Here is a 14625-nt window from a genome sequence, read left to right as displayed (position 1 = left end):
GGATAAGGGCACTGCCCGGACCCGCAAGGGTGCTGACGTGGGTCAGGTGGGCCTGTGAGGACTCGATGATCGGACGAGTTCAAGGCCTATGCCGTGGCCCTGTACGAGTCCACACCCGGGGCGACCTACAAGAGCATCGCCGCTGACCTGGGCGTCAACCGGGCGACCCTGCGGGTGCTGCGGGACCGCGAACGCCGTGGCGTCACCGCCGCGGCGGCGAAGCCGGGCACCCCGCCTCGGGAGGCGGTGCCGTCCGCTGATCCGCACGAGCGGTTGCGGCAGCTGGAGGCCCGGGTGGCCGAGCTCGAGGCGAGTGAGCGCAAGCTCGCCACCGAGCGGGACATCCTCCGCAAGGCGGCCAAGTATTTCGCCGGAGAGACGAACTGGTGAGGAGCCGCTTCCAGTTCATTGACGACCACCGGGACACCTACGAGGTGAAGCGGCTCTGCCAGGTCCTGGACGTGAACCGGTCCAGCTACTACACGTGGCTCGCCGGCGCTGAGGCCCGGGCCACCCGGCAGCGGGAGGACCGGGTCCTGGCCGAGGAGATCCGCGAGGTCCACGGCGAGTCCGGCGGCGCCTACGGCTCCCCGCAAGTAACCGCCGAGCTCCGCGAGAAGGGGCGGCGGGTCAACGAGGAGCGGGTCGCCCGGATCATGCGGACGTTCCCTAAGAATGTTGGCGGTCCGGGAGGACCGGGTGTGGCTGATGCGGAGTTGCCGTTGATGGCTCAAGGAGAATGGCCGCCCGGTCCTCCGGGACGCTCCGACCACTGATTGAGAACTGCGGTCATCGCTGGTTAGGGACCTGTCGGCGGAGTGTTCTTCGGACCATGAAGTACTGGTCACGAGAGACACGGAGCGACGAGCTTGAGCACGGCTCACGAGCGGATATGGGTCGGCATCGACGCCGGCAAAGGGCATCACTGGGCGGTCGCAGTCGACAGCGACGGCGAGACGCTGTTCTCGACGAAGGTCATCAACGACGAGGCCCAGATCATCACTCTCATCGACACGGCGCGGGACCGGGCAGGCGAGGTGCGATGGGCCGTGGACATCTCCGGTCGCGCGTCCACGCTGCTGCTGGCGTTGCTGGTCGCCCGCGGCCAGCAGGTCGTCTACGTGCCCGGCCGGACGGTCAACCGCATGTCCGGCGCCTACCAGGGTGAGGGCAAGACCGACGCCCGCGACGCCCGCGTCATTGCCGACCAGGCCCGCATGCGTCCCCGGGACTTCCAGCACCTGGACACGCCCCCAGAACTGGTCACCACACTCCAGGTGCTCTCCAACTACCGGGCCGACCTGATCGCCGACCGGGTTCGCCTGATCAACCGGCTCCGCGACCTGCTGGTCGGCATCTGCCCAGCGCTGGAACGGGCCTTCGACTACTCCGCGGCCAAGGGCCCGGTCGTCATGCTGACCGAGTACCAGACCCCAGCTGCCCTGCGCCGCATCGGGGCCAAGCGGCTTACGGCCTGGCTGGAACGCCGCAAAGTTCGCGGCGCCGCCGCCGTTGCCGCCAAGGCGGTGGAAGCGGCTCAGTCCCAGATGACCGCCCTGCCGGGCGAGAAGCGGGCCGCCAAGCTGGTCCGCGACCTCGCCCACCAGCTCCTGGCCATGGATGAGCGGATCAAGGACAACGACCGGGAGATCCGCGAGACCTTCCGCACCGACGACCGCGCCGAGATCATCGAGTCCATGCCAGGCATGGGGCCGATCCTGGGAGCCGAGTTCGTCGCCATCGTCGGCGACCTGGGCGGCTACAAGGACGCCGGCCGCCTCGCCTCCCATGCGGGCCTGGCACCGGTCGCCCGAGACTCCGGCCGCCGCACCGGCAACTACCACCGGCCCAAGCGCTACAACCGGCGTCTGCGGCACATCTTCTACCTGTCGGCACAGACCGCGATGATGCGGCCCGGTCCGTCGCGGGACTACTACCTCAAGAAACGATCCGAGGGCCTGCTGCACACCCAGGCTCTGCTCTCGCTCGCCCGCCGCCGCGTCGACGTCCTGTGGGCAATGCTGCGTGACAAGAGGCTCTTCACCCCCGCTCCGCCAGTCACGCAGGCGGCTTGACACGGTCATTGAGATTCTCCATCACCGGCATCCGCCTGCGCAGACGCGTGCGCACCACCGTCCCGGACCCGGCAGCCTCAGCGGTTCCGGACCTGTTCCAGCGGGAACTTCACCGCCACCGAGCAGGGGCGCAAACACATGGGTGACATCACGTATCTCCCGCTCGCAGAGAATTCCCGGCGCAGGACACTAGCTATGCCGAACGGCGGTTGAACTACCGCACGCCGAACGGAAGTTGACCCATCACTGGGCAACAACATGCGCGACTCCGGTCACAACTCTTGACGAGTCGTTCACACGGATGAAGCATGCATCGGCAAGAGAGCGCTCCCCGCACCTTCCATCGTTCACTTCCTGAACTAGGAGAGTCGCCCCATGCCCCCTTCCCCCACAGATGCCTCGGACTCCGGCCGCTCCCCACTGGCCCGGCGGTCCGTTCTCGGAGCGATGGCCGCGGCGGCGGCCGCGCCCGGTCTGCTCGGCCTGTCCTCACCGGCTTCCGCCGCACCCGTCAAGAAGCCGCTGGCCCTTCCCGGCGGCGGCGATCTCGGCCCGAACGTCATCGTCTTCGACCCCTCGACCTCGGGGATCCAGGCCAAACTGGACGAGGTGTTCAGACAGCAGGAGTCGGCCCAGTTCGGCACGGGCCGTTACCAATTCCTCTTCAGGCCGGGCACGTACAACGGGCTCAATGCCCAACTCGGCTTCTACACCTCGATCTCGGGCCTCGGCCTGTCCCCGGACGACACGACGATCAATGGCGATGTGACCGTCGACGCGGGCTGGTTCGGCGGCAACGCCACCCAGAACTTCTGGCGTTCGGCGGAGAACCTCGCACTCAGCCCGGCCAACGGCACCAACCGCTGGGCGGTCGCCCAGGCCGCCCCCTTCCGCCGGATACACGTCAAGGGCGGCCTCAATCTCTCGCCCAACGGATACGGCTGGGCCAGTGGCGGCTACATCGCCGACAGCCGCATCGACGGCACGGTCGGGCCCTACTCGCAGCAGCAGTGGTACACCCGCGACAGCTCGGTTGGCGGCTGGCTCAACGCCGTCTGGAACATGGTGTTCTCCGGCGTCGAGGGCGCCCCCGCGCAGTCCTTCCCGAACCCGCCGTACACCACGCTCGAGACCACGCCGATCTCCCGGGAGAAGCCGTTCCTCTACCTGAGCGGCAGCGAGTACCGCGTCTTCCTGCCGGAGAAGCGCACCAACGCCCGCGGCACGACCTGGGGCAGCGGTACTCCTCGCGGTACGTCGCTGGCGTTGACGCAGTTCTACGTGGCCAAGCCGGGCGTCACCGCCGCCACCCTCAACGCCGCACTCACTCAGGGCCTTCACCTGCTCCTGACGCCGGGGATCTACCACCTCGACCAGCCGATCCAGGTCAACCGCGCCGGGACCGTGGTCCTCGGCCTCGGTTACGCCACCCTGATCCCGGACAACGGCATCACCGCGCTCAGAACGGCCGACGTGGACGGCGTCCGGCTGGCCGGATTCCTGATCGACGCCGGTCCCGTCAACTCCTCCACCCTGCTGGAGGTCGGCCCCTCCGGGGCCTCGGCGAACCACTCCGCCAACCCGACCACCGTCCAGGACGTCTTCATCCGCATCGGCGGCGCGGGCCCCGGCAAGGCCACCACCAGCATCGTGATCAACAGCCGCCATACGATCATCGACCACACCTGGGTCTGGCGCGCCGACCACGGCACCGGCGTCGGCTGGGAGACCAACCGGGCCGACTACGGCATCCGCGTCAACGGCGACGACGTCCTGGCGACGGGTCTGTTCGTCGAGCACTTCAACAAGTACGACGTCCAGTGGTACGGCCAGCGCGGCCGCACCGTCTTCTTCCAGAACGAGAAGGCGTACGACGCGCCGAACCAGGCCGCCATCCAGAACGGTGCCGTCAAGGGGTACGCCGCCTACAAGGTCGGCGACTCCGTGACCACACACGAAGGATGGGGCCTGGGCAGCTACTGCTACTACAACGTCGATCCGACGATCGTCCAGCACCACGGATTCGCCGCACCGAACACACCGGGCGTGAAGTTCCACGACCTGCTCGTCATCTCACTGGGCGGCCAGGGACAGTACGAACGCGTCATCAACGACACGGGATCGCCGACTTCGGGCACGTCCACCGTGCCGTCCACGGTGGTCTCGTATCCCTGAGCGCACCGCGGGAAGACGGCCCTCAGTACCGCTGGGCCTTGGTCAGCCGAGGGGTCAGCCGGGGTTCGGCCGGCTCCCTGCTGATGGCGACGGGCTGGGCCCGCTCCCCCGGATCGAGATTCTCCGCTCCCACGAACCTGGTCTCCACGTTCTTGTCGGCGGAGTTCTTGAAGTCGATCTGTACGGCGTACGACGTCTTGTGGTCGGTCTTGTTGGTGATGGTGACGACCACGGCGAGCAGCCCGCCGGTCTGCGCCCGGGGCAGTCCGGTCATGGCGACGTCCGACCTCGCGTTGCCGCTGCCCTTCACGTCCTTCAGCTCCTTCTCCGCCGCCGCGCTGGCGCGTGCCGTGTCGGCGGAGACGGACGCCTCGAACGCCGATGCCGCGGCGGAGGCGGAAGACGCCGCCGCCGACGCCGAAGCGCGGGCGGAGTCGATGACCGTGGAGGCGGCCGAGGCCAGGGCGGACGGCGCCGTCCCGGTGAAGTCGGACGCGTTCCGCGCGGTCGGACGCGCGCTGGCGGAGGTACCGCCGCTGTTGTCGTTGGTGCTGCACGAGACGAGCACAGAGCCGCACGCGAAGGTGGCCAGGAGGGCGGCGATCCGGCGTGACCGGCCTCGGACGTCGCAGCTGCGTGTGCTCATGCTCATGGGGCTCGTCCTCTTCCTGGCGTGCGGGACCCTCTCATGCTCCGCGCCGGACTCGGCGTCCGCGAACCGCACTGACCCATTGGGGTCTCCGCGCCCTCAGCCCTCCCCAACCAGCCACCTCTCCGACGGAAATTGGACCAGACCAACCGTGTGGGAATCGTTGACATGTACGCCACCCAGCGCAACTATGAGAGCGCTCTCAGAAGACCGCACAGCTCCCGTCCGCAGGAATCCACTTGGTTGGAATCCCCCGTCCTGGAATCCCCCCATCAAGGAGGATGAGAGTGACCAGAAGACTTCGATGGCGGGCCTTGGCGATGGCCGCCGCCACCCTCACCGCGGGACTGATGACGTTCGGGTCCCCGTCCCGGGCCGAGGCCGCGGTCCCGGCGACCATCCCGCTGACGTTCACGAACAACTCCGGCCGCAGCGACCCGGTCTACATCTACGACCTCGGAACACTGCTGTCGACGGGCCAGCAAGGCTGGGCCGACGCAAACGGCACGTTCCACGCCTGGCCGGCGGGCGGCAATCCGCCGACGCCCGCGCCTGACGCGTCGATCGCGGGACCGGCCAACGGGCAGTCGAAGACCATCCGGATCCCCAAGTTCTCCGGACGGATCTACTTCTCCTACGGGCAGAAGCTCGACTTCCGGCTGACGACCGGCGGTCTCGTGCAGCCGGCCGTGCAGAATCCGAGCGACCCCAACCGCAACATCCTCTTCAACTGGTCCGAGTACACACTCAACGACGCCGGACTGTGGATCAACAGCACACAGGTCGACATGTTCTCCGCCCCGTACGCCGTCGGAGTCCAGCTCGCCGACGGGACGACGAAGAACACCGGCCACCTCAAGCCGGGCGGATACACCGGATTCTTCAACGCCCTTCGGGGTCAGCCTGGCGGCTGGGCCAATCTGATCCAGACCCGCTCCGACGGCACTGTCCTGCGGGCCCTCGCGCCCGGCCACGGCATCGAGGCGGGCGCGCTGCCCGCCACCGTCATGGACGACTACGTCAACCGCGTGTGGCAGAAGTACAGTTCGTCGACGCTGATAGTGACGCCCTTCGCCGACCAGCCGAACACGAAGTACTACGGCCGGGTCTCCGGTGACGTCATGAACTTCACCAACAGCGCCGGATCGGTCGTCACCAGCTTCCAGAAGCCCGACTCGGACAGCATCTTCGGCTGCTACAAGCGGCTCGACGCCCCCAACGACCTGGTACGCGGTCCGATCTCACGCACCTTGTGCGCGGGCTTCAACCGCTCCACGCTCCTGGTCAATCCCAACCAGCCGGACACCACCTCGGCGAACTTCTACCAGGACGTGGTGACCAACCACTACGCCCGCAAGATCCACGCGCGGATGGCCGACGGCAAGTCCTACGCGTTCGCGTTCGACGACGTCGGGAACTACGAGTCGCTCGTGCACGACGGAAATCCCCAACAGGCCTACGTCACGCTGGATCCGTTCAGCTGACGTCGTCCTGGTCCTGGTCCTGGTCGGAGTCGGGGTCGAGGCAGAGCACGGGGACCCGCTGGACGAGGTTGTTGGCGAAGCCGCCGCGGTTCCACGGCTGGTCCAGGGGCTGGGTGTGGCCCTCGGCGTCGGTGGCCCGCGCACTGAGCAGATGGCTGCCGGGCGTCGCCGTCCAGGTGTGGCATGCTGGCCACAAAACGCCCATGCGGTGGAGGTGGCCATACAGGGCATGGAACCGGCGTTCGGGTTCTTGCTTGGCACAGCGGTACAGCGTCCACTGCAGGGCACGGACCTTGTCCAAAGGACGGCCATCCGGCCTGGCGACACCGTCCTTCCGGCGGGCGGAACTAGCCGATCCGGCACTCACCCGAGTCTCCTCCCTGCACACGCACGCACCGATGAAGCAGGGGCCCTTCGCTCCCGGCGGGTTGTGTGGTCCCGCCGATCCGCACTACTACTGCCCCCTCCGACTGCCTCTCGACAGCCCGCCACTTCCCGGTTCCGCCGGTTATAGGCGAGCCACGCTCCCGGGCCGCAAACCCAGGGCCGAGGAGGCCCTCTCCAGTTCCCAGGACAACCTTCCGACCTTTCCACGCCCCTTACGCCGGGAGGTTCTTCGGCGACCGCTCCAGGTTCCCGGACGCCTTCCATGGCCTTCGCCCACTCATCACAGGCTCGGCTCCTCCTTGGCCCGCCCCACGAGGCGGGGTGGAATTGACGACGCTGCAGGCTTCACTTCATGTTGCGGACTGGTCGGTTGCACACCCCCGCGGGGCGCTTGTCACTCCACTTCGACGCCGCCCTCTCGAACGACGCCGGGAGTCAGCTACCGGGGACCCTGGCGTCTCCCCGGACCGGACTTGCACCGGCTGGCTATCCTGAGCTTGACGCCCGGTTACATCAGTTCACATCCCTTCTGAGCTGCGATGACGCCCGGACTGCTGGACGTACGATGATCGATTCCAAGGGGTCGGCGAGCGTAGGCGGCCTGCGTTCAGCGGGGGGTGACGTTTCCGGCCGGCCATCTGCGTGGGTGCGCACCAACATGACGTCCGTTTCCTGCCAGCAGCCGCCCGTGTGTCGATCCAGCATGGGCACATGACCAGATACACCGTGCTCCCCGTTGACACCGCCGTCCTGAAGGAGTTGCGGGTTGTCGACGACGCGGGCCGTCCCTGCGCCTCGTACATCACGACCGGCGACGACGTGGGCTCGCCGCTGCGCTGCTGCCTGCGCCCCATCAGGCTCGGCGAGCGGATTGCCCTGGTTTCGTACGCTCCGTTGCGTCGCTGGGCCGCCGCGAGGGGTGCAGATCCGGGCGCGTACGACGAACAGGGTCCCGTCTTCATCCATGCCGACGACTGCGGCGGGTTCACCCCCAGCGAGAACTACCCATTCGCTCGGCCGGGTGCACTACGTACCGTGCGCCGCTATGACGCCCGGGGCCATATCGCAGGTGGCCGCCTTCTGGAGATTCCGGCCGACGCCACGACTGGCTTCGATGCAGCCTTCGACGATGCGTTCGACGATCCGGACGTGGTGCTCCTACACGTCAGGGCACTGGAATACGGATGCTTCCACTTCGAGGTGCGACGGCCCTCCGCCAAGGAGCAGTAGCTGCCGTACCCACGTGAATGATCGACCTCAAGGGATCGGCTGCGCGCATGGGACGAGGGCGTCCAACGTCAGTTTGTGAAGACAGAGTTGGACACCCTCGCAACCGCACTCTATGTGAAGACCGACGACCTGCTGAAGGCGTCTCCGCATCTCGCGCCATGGCGTCCGGCCGTGGGGATCGCCCCGAAGCTTACTGACGCCGAGCTGGTCACACTGGCGGTGTGATGCAGGCCATGCTCGGCTTCACCTCCGAGGCCAGGTGGCGGTTGCGTCCAGGGAAGGGGTGTACGGGTTCGACCTGATCCGGGGGTTTGCTCCGGCATCGGGATGGTGCCCGCATAGATGAACGGCCACCGGCTGATCTTCGAAGTGTCGAAGCCTCGAAGGAGATCAGCACGATGACCGCACCTGACAGTCTGCCCCTGCACGCCCTCGCGGAAGACAACCTCGCCGCGGCGAGTCCCGATCTGCTGCGCGCGATGGTCAAGACGTTCGCCGACGCGCTCATGTCCGCGGAGGCCGACGCCCTCTGCAATGCCGAATACGGCCAGGTCAGCGACGAACGCGTCAACCACCGCAACGGCTACCGCCCACGCGAGTGGGACACGAGGGCCGGCACCGTCGAACTGGCCGTCCCCAAACTGCGCCAGGGCAGTTACTTCCCTCACTGGCTCCTCGAACGCCGCCGACGAGCCGAACAGGCCCTGATCTCGGTGGTCGCGACCGCCTACCTGCTCGGTGTCTCCACCCGCCGGGTCGAGAAACTCGCCGCCTCCCTGGGCGTCACCCAGCTGTCGAAGTCGCAGGTCAGCGCGATGGCGAAACACCTGGACGAGCAGATCGCGGCGTTCCGCAACCGGCCGCTCGACGCCGGACCCTACGCGTTCGTCTGGGTGGACGCGCTGACCCAGAAGGTCCGCGAGGGCGGCCGGATCATCAACGTCCACGCGCTGATCGCGGTCGGAGTGAACGCCGACGGGCACCGCGAGATCCTCGGCATCGACGTCGCCACCTGCGAGGACGGTGCCGGCTGGCTCGCCTTCCTGCGCTCCCTGACCGCCCGCGGCCTGTCCGGGGTCCAGCTGGTCGTCTCCGACGCGCACACCGGCCTGGTGAACGCGATCGGTGCGGTCCTGCCCGGTTCATCGCGGCAGCGGTGCCGAACCCACTGAAGCCGTCAAGAATCAACCTGTCGGTGTGTCGTCTTCGCTGTGTGCTGCTGCGAGGAGGTCGGCGGCGGTGCGGTAGCGGGTGGTGGCCGGTGGCGGGAGGTGCCCGGCTTCCATGAGCAGGGGTCGGATCTCACGGACGACGTTGCCGATCAAGGACCGGCTCACGTCGCCCAGCGCGTCGGCGAGGACGTCCAGGGTGCAGAGCTTGCGCAGGTAGAGGACGGCGAGGATGACGCGTTCTTTGTCGCCGATCTTCTGGGGGAAGATGCCGCCGCGGCTGCCCGGCTGGCGGTCGGCGCCCCGGCGCTGGTAGGAGGCGCGTTCGATCTGAGCGAGTTGGCGTGGGGCGAGGCGCCGGGCGAGTGTGTCGAGGCCCTCATGGGACATGCCGGTCAGGCGCGGATGGGACAGGCTCTCCATGATCTGGGTGCGCGGCGGAGTCGTTGCCGTGTCGAGGAAGGCCAGCAGCTCGGCCTCGGTGGTGAAGCGGGTGGGGGCGTATCCGGGCTGGTGACCGTGGTCTTCCAGGACGCGCCGGGTTTCGGCGACGAGGTGGCCGATGCAGTTGGGGGTGACCTCCAGCATGTCGCTCAGCAGCTTCATCGAGCAGACCTGCCGCTGGTAGAGGAGGGTGAGTATCACCCGGGCCGCGTCGTCGAACACCGGCTTGCTGCCGCGCAGTTTGCCGGTAGCCCGACGGGCGCGTCCGCCGCGCTGTTCGCTGTAGCGTTCTTGAGCCCGCGCGGCCTGGAGTGGGGCCAACTCGACGCACAAGTCGGCGAGTTGTGTGCTACTCAGTCCTGTCAGCCGCGGGTCGGCCAGACGGGCCAGGAGTGAGTGGCGCCGGTCGGCGACGCCGTGCGCCTCACCGACAGCGGGCTGGGCCTGCGCCGAGGCGGGTTCAGGCAGCAGGGTGTAGTTCCACTGGCCGTGCACCTCATGCTTGACCAGGGGCAGGGCGGCGAAGCGGTCCTTGCTGATCGCGATGCCTGTGGGGTAGTCGCCGGGGTCCAGGCGGGCCTCGATACGCAGTCCGGCCCGGGTCCGGGTGGCGGCAATCGTCTCGATGACGACATCGTGGCTGGTCAGAGGGCGACCACGCCAGTTGTGAGTGATGTGGGAGAACAGCCGGTGCTCGATCTTGTTCCACTTCGAAGTGCCCGGCGGGAAGTGGCAGACCGTGATCGCCAGGCCGGTCTCGGCGGCCAGGGCGGCCAGCTCGCTCTTCCAGACCCGGTAGCGGTAGCCGTTGGAGCCGCCGGCGTCCGCGGTGATCAGTAGCCGGGTGGCGTGCGGATGGTCATCGTGCCCGCGAGCCTTCCACCAGCGGCGGATCGACTCCACGGCGAAGGTAGAGGTGTCGTGGTCGACCCCGACGTTGACCCAGCCGGTGTTGTGGGCGATGTCGTAGATTCCGTACGGGATCGCCTGCTCGACGTTCGGACCGCTGAAGAAGAAGTGATGGTCCTCGACCCGCACCGGGTCGCCCTTCGGACGCCACTCGCGTCCAGCCATGGGCAGGCGTCCGATCTGCTCACGCTTCTTGGTGTCAACGCTGATCACCGGCTCGCCTGCCGCCTGGTGCCGTTTGACCTGCTCGTTGAGGTAATGAAACTGGGCGTCGCGGTCGGGGTGTTGGGTGCCTTCGAGAGTCTTGGCGTTGCCCTGCAGGCTGAAACCGGCCTGTTTGAGCAGACGACCCACCGTCGGCGCGGAGACCGGGTGCCCCTGCCTGGTCAGTTCCTCGGCCAGGTGACGCAGCGACTTCGTCGTCCACCGCAGCGGGGATTCCGGATCACCGCGCTCATCAGGCTCGACCAGGGCCATCAGCGCGTTCACCAGGCCGGGGTCGACCTCCTCGACCGGTTTACGGCCTCCGCCGTCGGCACGGATGCGCCCACCGGGCAGCGGCCCGCTGCCGGCTTCCAGTTCCGTGATCCCCCGGCGCACGGTGGTCTCGCTGACGGCCGCTGCCCGGGCGGCGGCGCGCACCCCGCCGTGGCCCAGCAGTCGTGCCTCGGCCGCCACCGCGAGACGCCGCTGCCTCTCGTTGAGATGGGGCAGCAACACCGCGAAACGGCAGTCGAGTTGGGACAGCATCTCGTCCGTGATCGCCATACCAGGCCAACGAGCCGCTGATCGCGAAGCAACAGGTTGATTCTTGACGGCTTCACTACGCCCGAAATCTGCTGAGCCAGGTTCCGAAATCAGCCCAGCCTTGGGTGGCCACGCTGCTGCGGACCGTCTTCGAACAGCCCGACAGCGACGCTGTCCAGGCGCAGATGCGGCACGTCCTGGACGCACTGGAAGCCAAGTTCCCCAAGGCCGCAGCCCACTTGGACACAGCGCAGCACGACCTGCTGGCGTTCACCGCGTTCCCGCGCGAGATCTGGCGTCAGATCTGGTCCAACAACCCGCAAGAACGCCTGAACAAGGAGATCCGCCGCCGCACCGACGTGGTCGGCATCTTCCCCGACCGCACCGCCCTGATCCGCCTGGTCGGCGCCGTCCTCGCCGAGCAGAACGACGAATGGACCGAAGCCCGCCGCTACATGGGCATCGAACTCCTCGCCAAAGCCCGCCTCCACCCGATCGAGTCAGAAAACGACGAGACAGCCCTGCCCACCGAACTCACCGCATAGCCTCAAAACGAGATCACCGAGTGGCCGTCAATACACCACTCCAGCGGACGTGACCCAGGTGGCTTCGCCATGCCTGTTCCCACCTGCGGCATCTCTTCCCTTACCTGCCTCAGCAGCCCGGCTACAACAAGCGACTGCGTAACAGGCCCTAACAAAGCCTCTGGACGTGCCGGTGAGTGATCAGGCAGACGGCAAGTCCGAGGAAGGCCTCGTGGATGTCGTCGCGTCGTTCCCAGCGGATCCGTAAGCGGCGGAAGCCGTGCAGCCAGGAGATCGTCCGCTCAACGACCCAGCGGAAGGTGCCCAGTCCCGTCCCGTGCGGCTGCCCACGCTCGGCGATCGCGGGCCTGATGCCGCGCTGCCGCAAGAGCCGTCGGTACTTGTCGTGGTCGTAGCCGCGGTCGGCGAAGAGCATGTCCGGCCGTCTGCGCGGCCGCCCGACGACTCCGGCCACTGCGGGGATCTTGTCCAACAGGGGCAGCAGTTGGGTGACATCGTTGCGGTTTCCGCCGGTCAAAGACACCGCGAGCGGGACCCCCTGGCCGTCGGTGATGATGTGGTGCTTGCTGCCCGGGCGTGCGCGGTCGACCGGGCTGGGCCCGCTTTTGGGCCCCTGCGCGCGGCCCGGACATGGGAGGAATCGATCACCGCCCGCGACCAGTCCAGCTGGTTCTTCGAGCGCAGCTTGTTCAGCAGCAACTGATGCAGCTGGTCCCAGACGCCTGCCTCGTTCCAGGCCGCCAGGCGCCTCCAGCACGTCATGCCCGATCCGAAGCCGAGCTCCTGCGGGAGGTACTCCCACTGGATGCCGGTGTGCAGGACGAACAAGATCCCGCACAGGGCTTGACGATCGGGCACTCGCGGTCTGCCCTCGACCTGCTTCGGGGGCCGCTCGGGCAGCAACGGCTCGATGAGCAACCACAGTTCATCCGACACGATCCACGGTCGCGACTGACGCTTCCCCATGCCCACATCAACGAGCGATCAAGTAGACAGTCACATGATCAACCCGCTTTTGTTAGAGCCAGTAAGAGCGCCGGACTGCTTCGGCGCATCGCCCGGCTGCTGGCTACCGACACCTCGGTGTGGAGGGACGACGTGTGGATCGTGGACTCCACACCGGTGGAATGTGGCCGTTCACGCGAGACCGTCAAGCGTTCCGACCTGGCCGGATGGGCCGAGTACGGGTACTGCGCCAGTCACAGCCGCTTCTTCTGGGGCCTGCGGCTGCACCTGGTGTTCACTCTCCAGGGCCTGCCCGTCGCCTTCGCGCTGACCGGAGCAAAAGCCGACGAGCGCGAGACTCTGCTGGACCTCCTCGCTGCCGAACCCGGCCTGGTTGCCGACCGGCCCGGACAGACGATGATCGGCGACAGGAACTACTTCGGAAGGGGCTTCGAGCAGGAGCTGGCCGAGCAGGACATCCGGCTGCTGCGGCCAGCCAGCCCGCAAGGGCGAGCCCGAGCGGCCCGGAGCGCCCTTGTTCAAGCCGTTGCGGCAAGTCATCGAGTCGGTCAACGAGACCTTCAAGGGTCAACTCGATCTCGAACAGCACCGAGGGCGCACGCCAGGCGGCGTCGTCGCCCGTGTCATGCAGCGAATCCTCGCCATGACCGCCGCGATCTGGCACAACGACCAAACAGGACAGGCCGTCCTTCGCTCACTGACCGCCTACGACCACTACTGAACTTGAACTCGTGATGTCGGTCGGCTCGTGGTGACGGCGTCAGGGTCCGAGACCGCCGGCTGTTACCGGCTCGGGTTCAGGACGATGGCTGTAGCCAGCGCCGCGCCGCGGCGAGACTCACCTCGACGTCATCGCTCCAAGAGCAGACCTCCAGCCATGAGAGGTAGCCGCCTTGCGCGAAGACCAGGACCTCGCCAGGGCACTCGCCGGTTTCGGTGAACAGCTGCACGTCGGCAGCCACGACGGTGCCGGGGCCCGTTGGCGCGGGCTCCACCGCGTCGGCGTCAAGGTCGAAGTAGGCAGTGCCGCAACCGCACTCACAGCGGGATTGCACCCTGAATTGAGGCACCTGCCGTCGGAGGACGACGTGAATAGGCTCGTCCGGGTTCAGGACGAGGTCGAGCACGTCGGCTACGTCCTCGGGCAGGCTGTCAGTCATGCCGCCACCGTAGCTGACCAGCAGATTTGAGCTTCGCCCAATTTCGGGTCCGTCGACCCGATGCTCACAGGTCCAGGGCCAGGTCGGTTCCGGCGAGGCAGCCGTCGATGGCCTCCGGTCGGTACTGCAGCATCTTCAGTTTGCGCTTCACCGCGCGGGTGATCTGGCCGAGGTCGGCCGCAGCGAGGTTGCCGATGTCACGCTTGACCAGCGACCAGACGCCCTCGGTCGGGTTGAGGTCCGGGGCGTAAGTGGGCAGCTGGAACACGGTGAGCCACTCGGCGTTCGCGTCGATGAACTCGCGCATGCCGACCGTCAGGTGCAGGTGGACGTTGTCCCAGACCAGCACGATCGGTCCGCCTAGCTGGATGCGAGCGCGGACGATGAGGTCGCGGAAGTCGCGCCAGCCAAAGCCCTTCGGCTCGTCCTTGCGGCCCCGGTACTCGCGGATCGCGTAGATCAGCCGGGACCGCTGGCCCGGCTTGTAGCAGGCCATACCCGCCATCGACATGCGCCCCGAGCCCCGGCCCCTCACCCTCACGACCGGGGTCTGGCCGATCCGGCCCCAGGTCCTGGCGCGCGGCGGAGTCATCGACTGCCCGGCCTCGTCGCTGAGTAGGCCCGGGGCGCGTTGTCGGGATTGCTCCCGGTCCGTTTCCCCGGACCTCTCGCCGAACCCGCCGTG

The 14625-nt window shown here is 67.5% G+C and carries 10 protein-coding genes and 6 pseudogenes; 10 read left to right on the top strand and 6 right to left on the bottom strand.

Going from position 1 to position 14625, the window contains the following annotated elements; genetic code table 11:
* Positions 1-81 precede the first annotated feature (81 nt).
* The 4 genes and pseudogenes from QF027_RS40270 to QF027_RS40255 form a co-directional block, all read left to right on the top strand.
* A pseudogene (locus tag QF027_RS40270) lies at positions 82-390 on the top strand (transposase); the annotation flags it as partial.
* On the top strand, positions 387-776 hold the full coding sequence (locus QF027_RS40265; RefSeq protein WP_307080343.1) for an IS3 family transposase: 390 nt from the start codon (positions 387-389) through the stop codon (positions 774-776). The pseudogene QF027_RS40270 and the gene QF027_RS40265, both read left to right, overlap by 4 nt.
* A 93-nt stretch (positions 777-869) precedes the next feature.
* Positions 870-2075 (top strand): IS110 family transposase, encoded by a 1206-nt coding sequence (locus QF027_RS40260; protein ID WP_307080341.1) that lies wholly within the window; start codon positions 870-872, stop codon positions 2073-2075.
* A gap of 375 nt (positions 2076-2450) precedes the next feature.
* A complete protein-coding gene (locus QF027_RS40255) occupies positions 2451-4250 on the top strand; it encodes a coagulation factor 5/8 type domain-containing protein (protein WP_307080339.1) in 1800 nt (599 codons plus the stop codon).
* 22 nt (positions 4251-4272) lie between these two features.
* On the opposite strand, the gene QF027_RS40250 is transcribed toward QF027_RS40255, so the two are convergent.
* Positions 4273-4896: a hypothetical protein gene (locus tag QF027_RS40250; RefSeq protein WP_307082668.1), complete on the bottom strand. Its 624-nt coding sequence runs from the start codon at positions 4894-4896 to the stop codon at positions 4273-4275.
* Positions 4897-5180: 284 nt separating this feature from the next.
* On the opposite strand from QF027_RS40250, the gene QF027_RS40245 reads away from it, so the two are divergent.
* Positions 5181-6383 carry a glycoside hydrolase family 64 protein gene (locus QF027_RS40245; protein ID WP_373432462.1) on the top strand — a complete coding sequence of 401 codons (1203 nt, stop codon included), beginning with the start codon at positions 5181-5183 and terminating at the stop codon, positions 6381-6383.
* Here the strand turns inward: QF027_RS40245 and QF027_RS40240 are convergent.
* A pseudogene (locus tag QF027_RS40240) lies at positions 6376-6576 on the bottom strand (hypothetical protein); the annotation flags it as partial. The gene QF027_RS40245 and the pseudogene QF027_RS40240 sit on opposite strands and share 8 nt — an antisense overlap.
* A 905-nt stretch (positions 6577-7481) precedes the next feature.
* On the opposite strand from QF027_RS40240, the gene QF027_RS40235 reads away from it, so the two are divergent.
* The 3 genes and pseudogenes from QF027_RS40235 to QF027_RS40225 all read left to right on the top strand — a co-directional run.
* On the top strand, positions 7482-8000 hold the full coding sequence (locus QF027_RS40235; RefSeq protein WP_307080337.1) for a DUF1203 domain-containing protein: 519 nt from the start codon (positions 7482-7484) through the stop codon (positions 7998-8000).
* 75 nt (positions 8001-8075) lie between these two features.
* Positions 8076-8263 (top strand): annotated as a pseudogene (locus QF027_RS40230) (IS982 family transposase); the annotation flags it as partial.
* Between the two features lie 135 nt (positions 8264-8398).
* A pseudogene (locus QF027_RS40225) lies at positions 8399-9169 on the top strand (IS256 family transposase); the annotation flags it as partial.
* Positions 9170-9184: 15 nt separating this feature from the next.
* Here QF027_RS40225 and QF027_RS40220 read toward each other — a convergent pair.
* Positions 9185-11290: an ISAzo13 family transposase gene (locus QF027_RS40220; RefSeq protein ID WP_307080335.1), complete on the bottom strand. Its 2106-nt coding sequence runs from the start codon at positions 11288-11290 to the stop codon at positions 9185-9187.
* 47 nt (positions 11291-11337) lie between these two features.
* Between QF027_RS40220 and QF027_RS40215 the strand changes: the two are divergent.
* Positions 11338-11814: pseudogene (locus tag QF027_RS40215) on the top strand (transposase); the annotation flags it as partial.
* A gap of 148 nt (positions 11815-11962) precedes the next feature.
* On the opposite strand, the gene QF027_RS40210 reads toward QF027_RS40215, so the two are convergent.
* Positions 11963-12780, bottom strand: a protein-coding gene (locus QF027_RS40210) for an IS5 family transposase (protein ID WP_373432430.1) whose coding sequence is annotated in 2 segments (ribosomal slippage) — positions 11963-12429 and positions 12429-12780 — 819 coding nt in all. Because the reading frame shifts where the segments join, the coding sequence is not laid out codon by codon here.
* 117 nt (positions 12781-12897) lie between these two features.
* Between QF027_RS40210 and QF027_RS40205 the strand changes: the two genes are divergently transcribed.
* On the top strand, positions 12898-13515 hold the full coding sequence (locus QF027_RS40205; protein WP_307080333.1) for a transposase: 618 nt from the start codon (positions 12898-12900) through the stop codon (positions 13513-13515).
* A gap of 62 nt (positions 13516-13577) precedes the next feature.
* On the opposite strand, the gene QF027_RS40200 is transcribed toward QF027_RS40205, so the two are convergent.
* Entirely contained in the window at positions 13578-13940 is a 363-nt protein-coding gene (locus QF027_RS40200) for a hypothetical protein (protein ID WP_307080331.1), read from the bottom strand.
* A 64-nt stretch (positions 13941-14004) separates the two neighbouring features.
* A pseudogene (locus QF027_RS40195) lies at positions 14005-14559 on the bottom strand (transposase); the annotation flags it as partial.
* Positions 14560-14625 lie beyond the last annotated feature (66 nt).

Origin of the sequence: Streptomyces canus (assembly GCF_030816965.1) — a bacterium.
In the GTDB taxonomy this organism is placed as follows: Bacteria; Actinomycetota; Actinomycetes; order Streptomycetales; family Streptomycetaceae; genus Streptomyces; species Streptomyces canus_E.
This window is presented reverse-complemented; position numbering and strand designations above follow the sequence as displayed.